This window comes from Pontibacterium sp. (genome assembly GCF_041587635.1).
Lineage (GTDB): Bacteria > Pseudomonadota > Gammaproteobacteria > Pseudomonadales > Balneatricaceae > Pontibacterium.
The window spans coordinates 16,980-29,695 of record NZ_JBFGYC010000004.1 but is presented as its reverse complement, the minus strand read 5'-3'; the positions used below and the strand labels follow the sequence as shown (position 1 = coordinate 29,695).

Genomic DNA, 12,716 nt, shown 5'->3' with positions numbered 1-12,716 from the left:
AGAGCAGTTGGCTTTTAACCAATTGGTCATAGGTTCGAATCCTATACGACCCACCATTAAAAACTCCGCCATCTGGCGGTTTTTTTATGCCTTTTTAAGGTGAGAGTATAGAGATGAGAACCGTCAAGGTTCGAGCCGAGCCAGTCATACTGGCGAGACCACGTTGGCGTTTACGACAACGGCCCAAGTCTTTAGGCGCAGGGTAAGCGCAAAGCGCGCCACAATCCTATACGACCCACCATTAAAAACTCCGCCCTTTGGCGGTTTTTTTATGCCTGAAATTTGGCTTTCTTCCCTCTTTCCCCAAAATCTCCTGCGCCTGATCACCACTATTGCGCTTGACCTTACCGTTGCTGGAAGGTCTAGGCTATGTTTCCAGTAGATTTATGTTTTTTTGTATCGCGCTGCGTCTAACGCAACATCGCAACAACGCAACGTTGATGATATTGATCCGTGGAGGTGAAACGGATGGCTTCAGTACATCAGTTCCTATCAACCGATAGTCAGGCCTTAGCCCCAGACGCATCTCTTTCGAATCAGCAGGAGTTGCTAATTGAGGGTGCGGGCTGTGTCAGTTGTGTGGGCAAAATTGAAAAGGCGCTCAATGCCGTTGAGGGGGTTGAGTCGGCGGTAATGAACTTCGCGCAGCGCACGGTCAGCGTTGAGGGTATTGCCAGCGCGGATATGCTGATCAATGCGGTCGAAAATGCGGGGTATCATGCCAAACTGACATCCGGTGACGCCGAAGCGGAGCTGCTGGTCGAAAAAGAACAGGCGGAGCAGCGGCGTTATAAGCAGCTGCTGGGCAACGTTGTGATTGCCTTGGGCGTAGGCATACCTCTGATGCTTTATGGTGTGCTGGGCGGGGAGATGAAAGTATCCGCGGGTGCATCGCAGCTTGGTTGGTTAGTTGTGGGATTGGTCACGTTGCTGGTGATGTTGTTTCCCGGTCGTCACTTCTATATCGGGGCGTGGAAATCGGTCCGTAACCACAATGCCAATATGGATACCCTGATCGCACTCGGCACGGGTACGGCCTGGTTGTATTCAATGGCGGTGGCGTTGGCGCCTGATCTGCTGCCAGAGTTAGCCCGGCATGTATATTTCGAAGCGACCGCGATGATCATCGGCCTGATAAATCTTGGGTTGGCGCTGGAATTAAGGGCACGTGGCCGGACGTCAGAAGCCATTAAGCGTTTGATCGGCCTGCAAACCCGCAAGGCACGGATTGTGCGAGAGGGTGAAGAGGTCGACGTGGATATCGATGACGTGCAACAGGGAGACCACGTACGTATTCGTCCGGGTGAGAAAGTGCCCGTTGATGGTGTGGTACTGGAGGGTCACACTGCGGTGGATGAATCGATGCTGACGGGTGAGCCGATCCCGGTGGAAAAATCCACCGACGATGAGATGGTTGCCGGTACGCTGAATAAAACCGGATCGGTTCTGTTAGAGGCGACGCGGGTAGGTCAGCAGACAACCTTGTCGCAAATTATCGGTATGGTGAAACAGGCGCAGAATGCCAAATTGCCGATCAGTCGTTTGGCAGATCAGATCTCCGCGTATTTTGTACCAACGATTATGATTGTTGCCGTTATTACCGCGCTGGTCTGGTTGAATTTCGGGCCAGAACCGGCGATTGCACTGGCGCTGGTATCAGCCACCACGGTACTGATTATTGCCTGTCCCTGTGCACTTGGACTGGCAACGCCCATGTCGGTCATTGTGGGGGTGGGTAAGGCGGCAGAAGCGGGTGTGCTGATTCGTAATGGTGAAGCACTGCAGACCGCATCGAAGATCACCACCATGGTGTTGGATAAAACCGGCACGATCACTGCCGGTCAGCCTCAGGTCACTGAAATTTATACACTCAATGGTTTTTCTGAAACACAGGTACTCACCCATGCGGCGGGTCTTGAAACGGGATCAGAACATCCGTTGGCTAATGCTGTACTGGAGGCGGCGCGTGCACATAACTGTCAGATTGAGGCTGCGAGTGATTTCCATGCCACGGCCGGTAAAGGTGTACAGGGGCAGATAGCAGGCACTCAGGTGTTGTTGGGGAACCTGGCGATGATGGACACCCATGAGGTGACAACACAAGCGGCGCGCACCGTGGTGAATCGCATGGCCGCTGAGGCGAAAACCCCTGTGTATGTAGCGTTAGATAACCAGTTAGCCGCGATTATCGGGATCTCTGACCCGGTACGTGAAGATTCTCGTGCGGCCATTGCTCGATTGCAATCCGAAGGGATGCGTGTGGTGATGTTGACCGGAGACAATCACAACACGGCTAAAGCAGTGGCCGCTCAGGTTGGAGTGGATGAGTTCTTTGCCGAGGTACTGCCGCAAGACAAAGCCAGCAAGGTCAAGGCGTTGCAGCAGCAAGGCCAAATAGTGGGCATGACCGGTGATGGTATCAATGATGCCCCCGCACTGGCGCAGGCCGATGTTGGCTTTGCCATTGGCAGTGGCACTGACGTGGCCATCGAAAGTGCCGACATCACCCTGATGCGGGCATCGCTGCATGGTTTGGCGGATGCTGTTACGGTCAGTCGCGCAACGTTGAAAAATATCAGGCAAAACCTGTTTGGTGCGTTTATCTATAACGTGGCAGGTATCCCAATTGCTGCTGGGATACTCTATCCGTTGACAGGATTGCTGCTCAATCCTGTCATTGCGGGAGCGGCAATGGCTTGCTCCTCGGTGACTGTTGTGACTAACGCCAACCGTCTGCGCCTATTAAAACTGGGGCAGGAGAAATCCTGAGGGACTTGATATGATGTGGATAAATCTTTTGGGACTGGTGCTGATTGCACTGATCGTGTGGTGGTTCTGGCTATATACACCGGATCAGCATTGAATAAAGTGTTGCGCAGCATACTAATGAATACAGCTGGAGTATCCGCGGAAAAGATGGGCATGCGTTTACAAGGCCTGGTCGTGCTGTTGTTGATGTTAGTCGTGCAGATTCAACCGCTTCAGGTGCATGCGATAGTTCTGGATTCAGAGCAGTCGGGACATATTTCTGGTCAACTTTCACATCGGCACCATACTCCATCAGTAGATGTGTATGAGCATCAGGGGGGAGTGGCCGATGTGGCACATAAATCCGAATGCCATCCTGCACATACGCTGTGTACAGTGATCGTTTATAGTCATGATGTTGTTCGGGTAAGGGCGGGTATTCATTCTGCTCCCGTCCCCGAACATCCCTCTCCTGATTCCTCCCTTGAGCTGCCACCTCCTAAGTCTGGGTTCTGATTGTCACTGATTATTCTGCGGGTACTGCGTGCTCGCTTAATGCTTTGATTTTTGGAGTAAGACTTATGTTACGTAAAGCTATGTTGTCTGTTGTTGTTTCCACTGTAATTGTTGTATCGACTCCGCTTGTGTTTGCGCATGGCGGCGCTAAAGGGGTGGTGAAAGAGCGTATGGATCTTATGGATAATATGAAAGGAGCCATGAAAACGCTTTCTGCAATTTATAAAGGGGAGCAGGAATATGATGCTGATACCGTGCGTAAAGCTGCACTGATTATTCGCGATAATTCGGGTAACGCGATGACCACTTTGTTTCCGAAAGGCAGTGCACACAGCCCCTCTGAAGCCAAACCGAATATCTGGCAGGAGTGGGAGCGTTTTGAGAAACTGGCCAAGCGCCAACAGGTGATCAGTCAGGGCTTACATGACTCTGCTGATAACCGGTCTGTGAGCGAAGCCAAATCGTCCGGTCATATGATGGGTGGTGGTTCTGGTTCGATGATGGGAAAAAGTATGATGGGTGGTGGACATATGATGGGTGGCAAAATGGATACACCGGAGCATTACGCCGAGATGCCATCCGAGATGGTGTTTAAAATGTTGACCGATAATTGTTCATCTTGCCATACACGCTATCGAGCTGAAGACTGACGGGGGATGAGCCGATGAAGCGTTTTGCTATGTTACTTGGTGTAACGTCGGTTGTCGCAGTGGTAGGTTGGAACAGTTTGCCCTTGTTGGCCAATGTCGGTCCGGAGGTTTTGAGTGTGTCAGAAGGCGATGCTGCGCGAGGAGCTTATCTCGCTCGGGCATCGGGTTGCATCGCTTGTCATACATCAATTGATGACGGAGGGCCTCCCTTAGCAGGTGGGCCAGGTTTGAAAACACCGTTTGGAACCTTTTATGCCCCCAATCTGACTACGGATAAGCAGCATGGAATTGGTGGTTGGACGCTGGAGCAATTTGCTGCGGCGCTTCGTAAGGGGGTGTCACCAGATGGGCGACCGTATTATCCAGCGTTCCCTTATAGCTTCTATACGGGGTTGAGTGATCAGGACATTGCAGACCTGTGGGCGGCCTTTAGGACCGTGCCTCCAGTGTCCCGGCCTAGCGAACCTCATCGACTGAACTTCCCATTTAATCAACGTGACGGTCTGAACTTGTGGCAGACGATGTTCTTTAAAGAGGGACGCTTGGTGGAGAGTGACGTGGAAGATGAGACGTATCGTCGAGGTGCCTATTTGGTCGAGAGTGCAGCACATTGTGCAGCGTGTCACACGCCACGTAACACGTTTGGTGCTTTGGATCGGGAGCAGGCTTACGCAGGTAGTCGTTCGTTATTGAGCGATGAAGGACGCATTCCTGCTATTACCTCTGATGCATTGAGGCAGGCGGGGTGGTCTGTAAAGGATCTGGCTTACGCCCTACAGTCAGGGATTAAACCAGATGGTGATGTGTTTGGTGGAAGTATGGGAGAGGTCGTGCGGGATGGTACAGGTTATCTTCAACGGCAGGATCTGGAGGCGATGGCGTATTACCTGCTAAACCGCCAGAAATAAACGTATGTGCTAAGAAGCCCCCTTAAGGATAGATCTGTAAGGGGGCTTTGTTCAGTCACGGAGTTTTGACAGGAAGCTAAAACCAGGCCCGAATGCCAACGACAACCTGCAGGTCATTACCGTCTTCTCCCTCTTCGCGGGCAAAGTCTGCGCTATTACCAAATTTTCGTTCCCAGTTGATGCCGATGTACGGTGCAAACTCACGCCGAATCTCATAACGCAGACGTAATCCCAGCTCCATATTGGAAAGCCCCGCGCCGACCCCTCTGGCTTCATCATTTTCGCCATAGAGGTTGACCTCTATCTCTGGCGATAACACCCAGCGCTGAGTGAGCATCATTTCGTATTCTAATTCGAATCGAAAGGCAGTTTGTCCTGACTCGCCGATAAACACACTGGCGTCAGTTTCGAAGAAATAAGGGGCAATGCCCTGAAACCCGATAATGGCCCAGTTCTGAGTAGGTTCAGGCTTGAAGTCGTGGCGAATACCTGCCTGAAAATCCCAGTATGGGGTTATGGCCCGGCTATAGAGTATCTGTAGTTCAGCGGCTTCTGTGTCACTGTTAACCCGCTCGCCTTCAGTTTTAAAGGTTAGTTTATGGAGGTCATAGCCTACCCAGCCTTGAAGCTCCCAAACCAGAGGATGACCGGTGCTGGTATCGCGCTTTTCCAGCTGATCAATGGTAATCATGGTCAGGAGTGGGTCATCCTTCATGCCTGCTATGGCCTGTGGGTTAAGCAGCAGAGTTGATATCATCAGTGTTGAAATGGTTGATTTATTCATCGCATCTCTCCCTATCAGCTCACATGGACTTCGCGGAACATACCGAGCATGTGGTAGATCAAATGGCAGTGGTAGGCCCATTTGCCTTTGGCATCAGCGGTCACGCGATAACTGATCTGCGATCCCGGTTGTACGATAACGGTGTGTTTGCGCGGGATGTAGCGGTCGTCGCCCGTTTCCAGGTCGCTCCACATACCGTGTAAGTGCATCGGATGGTTCATCATCGTGTCGTTGACAAAATTGATGCGTACACGCTCACCGTATTTGAGTTGGATCGGTTCAGCATTGGCATATTTAACGCCGTTGATTGACCACATATAGCGGCTCATATTGCCGGTCAGATGAAGATTGATCTCGCGGCTGGGATCCCGTTGATCAGGTGTGGGGTTGAGGTTTTTCAGGTCAGCATACGTGAGTACATGACGCCCGTTATTACGCAATCCTACGCCGGGGTCATCCAGACGGTATAAGGGGGTATCGGCTCGCATATCGACATGGGGACCGTATTCTGTGGCCGCATGTTGCAGGGGGGGAGTATTTGTCGTCATGCTGGAGTGATTCATACCGCCGGAGCCGCCCATATTGTGCATGGAGTGGTCCATACTCTGGGAGCCGCTCATACTGCCCTGATTATGCATCGAGTGGTCCATTCCACCACTATTCCTACTACCCATACTGTGTATCCTGTGATCCATACCTCCCATCCCCATATCGCCGTGTGTAAGGATCGGCACGGGATCAAGAGCAGGGACCTCGCCATTCAAGCTGTAATCGGGTGTCAGTGTGCCGCGAGCATAACCTGAGCGATCAATAGCTTGGGCAAAAACCGTATAGGCGTTGTCATCTGACGGCTCAACAATCACATCGTATGTTTCGGCAACGCCGATGCGGAATTCATCGACAGTGACGGGTTGCACGTGTTGCCCGTCTGCCGCGACTACAGTCATTTTTAATCCAGGTATCCGTACATCGAAGAATGTCATCGCGGCGCTGTTGATAAAGCGCAGGCGGACCTTTTCTCCTTTACGGAACAGACCCTTCCAGCCTTCGGCCGGGGTTTGCCCGTTCATTAGGAAACTGTAGGTGTAACCCGTGACGTCTGAGATATCGGTTTCGCTCATCCGCATCTGGTTCCACATTTCGCGTGCTTTAAACGTTGATTTAACTCCTCGTTCTTTAATCTCACGCCAGGTATCTGACACGGTACGCTCATTGAAGTTGTAGTAGTGGCTCATTTTTTTGAGCTTGGCGTACACATCGACCGGATCTTCGTCGGTCCAGTCCGAGAGCATCATCACGTACTCGCGATCATAGGTAAAAGGCTCGGGTTCTTTCGGATCGATGATGATGGCACCGTATAAGCCAGTCTGCTCCTGAAAACCAGAATGGCTGTGATACCAGTACGTACCAGACTGACCAACATCGAATGTATAGGTGTAACTGCCACCGGGTTTGATTCCTGCAAAGGAGAGGCCTGGGACACCGTCCATATCGGTTGGTAGTATCAGTCCGTGCCAATGGATGGAACTGTCTTCCGCCAGTGTGTTGCTGACTTTCAGCGTAACTCTGTCGCCCTCTTTGAAACGTAATGTTGGAGCGGGCAGTGATCCGTTTACGGTGGTGGCAAAGCGAGGTGATCCGGTGAAGTTCACAGCCTGTTGGCCGATGTTTAGATCAAACACTTTACCGCGTAATTCCGGGATGCGGGCGGGAGCTGTGGGCGCTGCGATCAGGTGGCCCGCCCGTAAACTAAAACCGGCGATTACGCCGCCCATTGCAATACCCGTGACAAAGCGACGTCTATCTAGTTGTACGCCAGACGGAGTTGAGTTTTTATTTTTCATCATAAGTACTCGTTCTATTCACTGACCGGTCGGTATGTGGTGCTTAATCGGTACCTGTCAGGTGAGGTATTCGAATAAAGTGACCGCTACAGACCCCGCAGGGTTGAAGCGGCACAGTGCAGGTCTACGTGAGAGAACGATCTCTGGGCGGTCGTTTGAGAGTGCAGGTGTGATGGGATGTTGAGTCAGAGGAGGGTAAATTAACTGCGGATGTTTCGCCGGTGTGGGGCGTGAATGCTGGAGTGATTCCCGGGTCGCAACCATATGTGCAGTTATCACAATCGCTGCAGCTCATGACTCCCATGTCACATGTATTTGGACAGCTATTCTGGAAAGGGTGCTCATCACCGGGTATTTCAATCGCAGGGTCAATCGCTGTTGCTAAGGCATAGTGGTGTGAGGGCGTTTGAGGATCACGAACATCTGAGGCACGCGTTGTTGCAGCTCCTAACAACAGGAGCAGGATAATTAACAGCGTAAGAGTATTCAGATAGTGTGTTTTCCGCATAGAGTTCTGGTTCTATCAGATGCGTAGCCCATGTGGTTGAGGGTGTACACGATATGGTTTCAGTATAGAACCTGTTACTGGCTTTGTTATTGTTGTCACCGCGGTGGTTTATTACAGCAACGGGGTTGATAGGTCGCATTGTCTCTCTGATTCTGATCCGTAAATATTAAGAGCCAGCTTTGTAGTGGGTAGAGCAGTCCGACCTCGTTGTTCAGACAGTGTCTGATCAGAGGATCGATGGTGTGCCATTGTAATTGGATGACATCGTACTTCAGTGTGAGTTTGTGATGAGTGATATCTGCTTGTTGCATTCCCTTCAGTGCTCTCAATTCCGACAGAAGTTCTGCTGTCGGAGTGCCGGGAGGGATACTGATGGTGTGCTTTACAATGTGCATTCAGAGACCTCATACGTGGTTGTGAAAACACCCCATGAGGAGCATAAGGCGATGTTCAATTAAGCTTAGGGCTTCCAGTAGCGGGAAGGTCAAACAGTATTGTCATAAAACATGAAGGGGTTAATTTGTATTTGATTTTTAAGTGAATCTCGGTAATCCTGATATGAATTCTTCGTGCTTTCACGCTAGGTTTAAGCTGATCATATGAAACTGTCCAAACCCATCCTGTTGGTAATGACGTTGCTCCTTTGTTGGGGACAGCTGAGCTATGCGATCGGGCTTGAGCAGAAGAGTGGGTCGGACATTACGATGATGGAGCATATGAATTGTGAAGATGCATGTAGTGCTATGTCTGAGGCGTGCGATGACACGACGTGTCCGGCGGAGCATAGTTGCTCAGGCGGCGCTATATTGTTCCTGCCAGCTGATGGTTTGACCCCACTCCCTCCCATTATGGCTGTTTCTCTACTCAGTATGAAAACCTACGCTTATCTTCGCGGTGCGCTTATCGAACACCCTCCACGGGCTATTGCCTAAATTTGATCAACAGCCTTTTGACGGCTGATTCCGATCAAAAAATTCATAGAGCTTAAAACACCTTTTAACAGAGGAGCGCAGCGCGTGAATATCTCACAAGCAGCGAAACTGTCAGGTCTGAGCAGTAAAACCATCCGCTTCTACGAGCAGCAAGGGGTTATTGGTGCCGCCGTTCGTGCTGAGAACGGTTACCGCGTCTATAGCGAACAGCAGCTACAGCAGCTTCGTTTTATTAAGCGGGCTCGTGATCTGGGTTTTTCGTTAGGGCAGAGTCGAGAATTATTAGAACTCTTACACAATCCGCAGCGGCGTAGTGCTGAGGTAAAAGCACGGGTGTTGGATCATGTTGATCAGATCAACCAACAGCTGGAGCAATTAACTCAGATGCGTGACCAGTTACTCACCTTGTCTCATCAATGTCGGGGGGACGATAGTGCGGATTGCCCAATATTGGATGCTCTGAGTTGTGATCGTGCTGATAAAGAGATCAATTGATATTTGTATAAAACGGGGCTTGATCTGATATGTCCCAGTTTGATTAGTGTGGAGATTGTTATGAAAAAATTACTTATTACGGCGTTGTTTGTTGTATTACCTGGCATGAATGTGATGGCGGGTGATCCTGTCTGGCTGGAAGGGAAGTCGGACCAGCGGTATGAAATTACCGTTTATCGCAGTGAGACTTGTGGCTGCTGTAAAGGCTGGATCACTCACTTGAAAGATCACAATTTTGAGGTGAACGATGTTGTGGTTGCTGATGTAAATCCGCATAAGCAGCGTTTGGGCGTGCCGCCGCAGGGAGCTTCATGCCATACCGCAGAAGTAAATGGCAAAGTGATCGAAGGCCACGTGCCCGCACAGGATATAAAACGGTTACTGAGTCAGAAGAGTAATGTGCGCTTGTTAACCGTACCAGGAATGCCATCGGGTGGTCCGGGGATGGATATGCCGGGCGCGGCTAAGCAACCGTTCAAGGTGTATTCAGTGAACACTGAAAACCAGATCGACGTTTATCAGAGCTATAGCGATTATTGAGCTTAAGCGGGAGCTATAAGGAAGGAGGTTCGTATGTTACATCCTGATGGCTGGTTGATGGGGCATGGATTATGGATGATTTTTTGGCTGTTAATTATTGTCTTCCTGATTTGGTGTGTGATCCGGGCAGTCGGAGGTAGAAGTGCCGGAAACGCTGAAAACAAGGCCCGCAAGATTTTAGATGAACGGTTTGCAAAAGGTGAGATAGATGAGCAGGAGTATCGGCGGAAATGCGATGAGCTGGAACGATGAAAGTCCGCGATACGGGAAACCAAAGAAGAAACAAGGGGGCTGGTGGACACTGTCTTTTCGGTCTAGAAAGTGGGGGCAGGCGGGCGTAGTCGTCCTACTTATCTCTGCGTTGGCGGCCTGCGGTAAGACTGAACCGACTGTTTCTGGTCGCTGGTATACACCGTCACAAGTGGCTGACGGTAAGTCGCTATTTCTGGCTAACTGTGCCAGTTGTCATGGTGCCGCTGCGCAAGGAACAGAAGATTGGCGTACGCCCTTGGCCAACGGTAAATACCCGCCGCCACCGTTAAATGGCACGGCCCATGCCTGGCATCATCCACTCAAAGGGCTCAAGCTCACCGTGCAGAACGGCGGGCAAGCGTTGGGTGGTTCAATGCCCGGGTTTGGCGGCACTCTGGATGAGTCGGATCAGGAGGCTGTGATCGCTTATTTTCAGAGTCATTGGAGTGATCAGATTTATCAGGCCTGGATCAGTCGCGGAGGGTTGAAGTAGTCCTTTGAGGCTATGTTGGCGTCTTAGACGGCGCCAACTGCTTATTCCTAACAATATGAGAGATGTGCCCAATTTTTGAGTAGCCATCGCCCTAGGGTGATTGGCTATACGAAGAGCTTGTACTGATGTGCTCTGGTTACTGGATAAAGACTATAGCTGTCATAAATCAGTATCATACGCCTGATAGTCAACGGCGACGATCTCGTACCAGACATCTTCTCCGTTGGGTTTGTGCAGCCATATCTCGTCGCCGATCTCTTTTTTCAGCAACTGTTTTGCCAGCGGTGAATCCATGCTGATGTAGTCGCTGCCGGGTTCGATCTCATCAGGCCCGACAATACGATAACGGTGGCGGGTTTCTTCCTCATCTTCGATGGTGACCCAGGCACCAAAGAATACCTTATCCCGGTTCTCAGGGATCCGATCCACAACCGTGATATCTTCCAGACGCTTCGATAGATAACGTACCCGGCGATCGATTTCGCGCAGCTGCTTTTTACCGTAGATATACTCGGCGTTTTCCGAACGGTCGCCTTGAGCAGCCGCTTCTGAGACCGATTGAGTGATCTCGGGACGCTTTACTTTCCACAGGTATTTCAGCTCATCGTTCAGACATTTATAGCCTTCCGCAGTGATATACTTGGACTTCTTCGGTTGGGGTGGTCGCCAGCGGCCCATACATTTCCTGACAGTCAGTTACGTATGCACGAAGGCAGACGTAAGGTTGAACGATTTAAGTGCAACAATTTAGATAAAGAATTTTAGCCTGTCGCCGATAAGAATGGGACAGCAAATTGATTCCTGCATAATGCAGCCCGGTGAGATGCAAACAGAGAAAATTCAGGCCCGCATAGAAACATATACCTCGAATCTGACCCAAGCGGTACAGAGTGGTAGCGGTGCCCAGTTTTCCATGTTGCTTAGCCTGATCGCTGCCAATCAGGAGATGCCATCCTCTGGGCGTCCGGCGATACGCGGTGAAGGTTTTGAACTGCCTGAAACCGATCTGCAATACCCCAACCCAAACGACCTTTATAATGCCGATGTGACGGAGCGATTGAATCTGTCAGTGAACAAACATCAGCGTGGTGAGTTTGCGTATATCAACAGCTATATTGAAACGGAAGCATTGGTGCCAAGCCAGAGTCGGCGGGTGAATGATTCACTGGCGAAGATGGGTCTGATTTCCGGTGGTGCAATGCTGAGTGAAATCGCAACTTCGCAGCAGCAGATCAGTCAGACCGCTTAAGGTCAGTTAACACGATACTGCATCAACTTTAGCTAAACGCTTCGGATATACACTGCTTAAGCGACTGAAAGTGGCAGCAGACCACTTTCAGTGCAAAGATTTCGTTAGCTGGTGCGCCACTGAATCTTTTCCTGCTCGCCGTTTTCGACTTTCCACCATTCATCCGGTTCATCGCCATCGGCCCAGCCGCCCGCGATACAGCGGATCTGAGTATCCAGATCGATCGCTGCTTGCGCGGCACAGTCCAGATCGGTCGCCCAGAGCGTTTTATCAGACTTAAACCAGACGCTGGTCCAGGCTTTCCCCACCACTTTCTCATGAATCATCACGGGGATGGTGGCATCTGACAGTCCGGCTTTATATTCATGAACCGTGCCTTGGGAGAAGTCGGTATTGAGCACGTCAAAGCGCTGGCGCAGCCAGTGCTCGATCTCTTCCAGTGAGCGGTTCTTTACGTAGATCTCAATATCGGGATGGCGTTGATCAGTCATCGGTTTGCTGTGTACTCAGAATTCTAAAAAGGCGAAGGACGCTTAGGCAAATATAGCCGAACGCCGCGAGAATGATACCGGTACCTGCTATGACCAGACCCAATAGGGCCAGACTTTCCTGCAGCAGTGAACTGCGCAGCAGAAACTCGGATGTTGCAATCAGTATCGCACCTAGCGCAAAGAGACCAAAACCGCAGATCAGCAGTTTCAGGTTTTGCTGGTAGTTATCTGCGCGGCGAAAGAGCCAGCGCTTGATCGGATGTATACGGTGCGTTTTCATCAACAGGTTCTTAGCGGTTATCGGTG

The 12,716-nt window shown here is 50.8% G+C and carries 15 protein-coding genes; 10 read left to right on the top strand and 5 right to left on the bottom strand.

Going from position 1 to position 12,716, the window contains the following annotated elements; genetic code table 11:
• Positions 1 to 468 precede the first annotated feature (468 nt).
• The 4 genes from ABYW01_RS00775 to ABYW01_RS00760 all read left to right on the top strand — a co-directional run bounded on the left by ABYW01_RS00775 (position 469) and on the right by ABYW01_RS00760 (position 4,822).
• Positions 469 to 2,769 (top strand): heavy metal translocating P-type ATPase, encoded by a 2,301-nt coding sequence (locus ABYW01_RS00775; RefSeq protein WP_372830641.1) that lies wholly within the window; start codon positions 469 to 471, stop codon positions 2,767 to 2,769.
• Positions 2,770 to 2,784: 15 nt separating this feature from the next.
• The gene (locus ABYW01_RS00770) at positions 2,785 to 3,264 is read left to right on the top strand and encodes a hypothetical protein (protein WP_372830640.1); all 480 of its coding nucleotides are present in this window, start codon (positions 2,785 to 2,787) and stop codon (positions 3,262 to 3,264) included.
• 65 nt (positions 3,265 to 3,329) lie between these two features.
• Positions 3,330 to 3,914 carry a cytochrome c gene (locus ABYW01_RS00765; protein ID WP_372830639.1) on the top strand — a complete coding sequence of 195 codons (585 nt, stop codon included), beginning with the start codon at positions 3,330 to 3,332 and terminating at the stop codon, positions 3,912 to 3,914.
• 14 nt (positions 3,915 to 3,928) lie between these two features.
• Positions 3,929 to 4,822 carry a cytochrome c gene (locus ABYW01_RS00760; protein ID WP_372830638.1) on the top strand — a complete coding sequence of 298 codons (894 nt, stop codon included), beginning with the start codon at positions 3,929 to 3,931 and terminating at the stop codon, positions 4,820 to 4,822.
• Between the two features lie 76 nt (positions 4,823 to 4,898).
• Here ABYW01_RS00760 and ABYW01_RS00755 read toward each other — a convergent pair whose 3' ends face one another.
• Positions 4,899 to 5,606: a copper resistance protein B gene (locus ABYW01_RS00755; protein ID WP_372830637.1), complete on the bottom strand. Its 708-nt coding sequence runs from the start codon at positions 5,604 to 5,606 to the stop codon at positions 4,899 to 4,901.
• Positions 5,607 to 5,620: 14 nt separating this feature from the next.
• Positions 5,621 to 7,450, bottom strand: a complete 1,830-nt coding sequence (locus tag ABYW01_RS00750; protein WP_372830642.1) for a copper resistance system multicopper oxidase — start codon at positions 7,448 to 7,450, stop codon at positions 5,621 to 5,623.
• Between the two features lie 1,107 nt (positions 7,451 to 8,557).
• Here ABYW01_RS00750 and ABYW01_RS00745 point away from each other — a divergent pair.
• From ABYW01_RS00745 to ABYW01_RS00725, 5 genes are all read left to right on the top strand, one after another.
• A complete protein-coding gene (locus ABYW01_RS00745) occupies positions 8,558 to 8,890 on the top strand; it encodes a hypothetical protein (RefSeq protein ID WP_372830636.1) in 333 nt (110 codons plus the stop codon).
• 84 nt (positions 8,891 to 8,974) lie between these two features.
• Positions 8,975 to 9,385, top strand: coding sequence for a Cu(I)-responsive transcriptional regulator (cueR, locus tag ABYW01_RS00740; RefSeq protein WP_372830635.1), 411 nt, complete (start codon positions 8,975 to 8,977; stop codon positions 9,383 to 9,385).
• A gap of 60 nt (positions 9,386 to 9,445) precedes the next feature.
• On the top strand, positions 9,446 to 9,925 hold the full coding sequence (locus ABYW01_RS00735; RefSeq protein WP_372830634.1) for a DUF411 domain-containing protein: 480 nt from the start codon (positions 9,446 to 9,448) through the stop codon (positions 9,923 to 9,925).
• A gap of 33 nt (positions 9,926 to 9,958) precedes the next feature.
• Positions 9,959 to 10,177 (top strand): SHOCT domain-containing protein, encoded by a 219-nt coding sequence (locus tag ABYW01_RS00730; RefSeq protein WP_372830633.1) that lies wholly within the window; start codon positions 9,959 to 9,961, stop codon positions 10,175 to 10,177.
• Positions 10,134 to 10,670, top strand: a complete 537-nt coding sequence (locus ABYW01_RS00725) for a cytochrome c (RefSeq protein WP_372830632.1) — start codon at positions 10,134 to 10,136, stop codon at positions 10,668 to 10,670. Before ABYW01_RS00730 ends, ABYW01_RS00725 begins: the two co-directional genes overlap by 44 nt.
• Positions 10,671 to 10,829: 159 nt before the next feature.
• Here ABYW01_RS00725 and greB read toward each other — a convergent pair whose 3' ends face one another.
• Positions 10,830 to 11,348, bottom strand: coding sequence for a transcription elongation factor GreB (greB, locus tag ABYW01_RS00720; protein WP_372830631.1), 519 nt, complete (start codon positions 11,346 to 11,348; stop codon positions 10,830 to 10,832).
• A 145-nt stretch (positions 11,349 to 11,493) separates the two neighbouring features.
• Between greB and ABYW01_RS00715 the strand changes: the two genes are divergently transcribed.
• Positions 11,494 to 11,919, top strand: coding sequence for a hypothetical protein (locus ABYW01_RS00715; protein ID WP_372830630.1), 426 nt, complete (start codon positions 11,494 to 11,496; stop codon positions 11,917 to 11,919).
• 104 nt (positions 11,920 to 12,023) lie between these two features.
• Here the strand turns inward: ABYW01_RS00715 and ABYW01_RS00710 are convergent, their stop codons facing one another.
• Together ABYW01_RS00710 and ABYW01_RS00705 are read right to left on the bottom strand one after the other, a co-directional pair.
• The gene (locus ABYW01_RS00710; protein WP_372830629.1) at positions 12,024 to 12,410 is read right to left on the bottom strand and encodes a hypothetical protein; all 387 of its coding nucleotides are present in this window, start codon (positions 12,408 to 12,410) and stop codon (positions 12,024 to 12,026) included.
• On the bottom strand, positions 12,403 to 12,690 hold the full coding sequence (locus tag ABYW01_RS00705; RefSeq protein WP_372830628.1) for a hypothetical protein: 288 nt from the start codon (positions 12,688 to 12,690) through the stop codon (positions 12,403 to 12,405). The genes ABYW01_RS00710 and ABYW01_RS00705 overlap by 8 nt, the downstream gene beginning before the upstream one ends.
• Between the last annotated feature and the right edge of the window lie 26 nt (positions 12,691 to 12,716).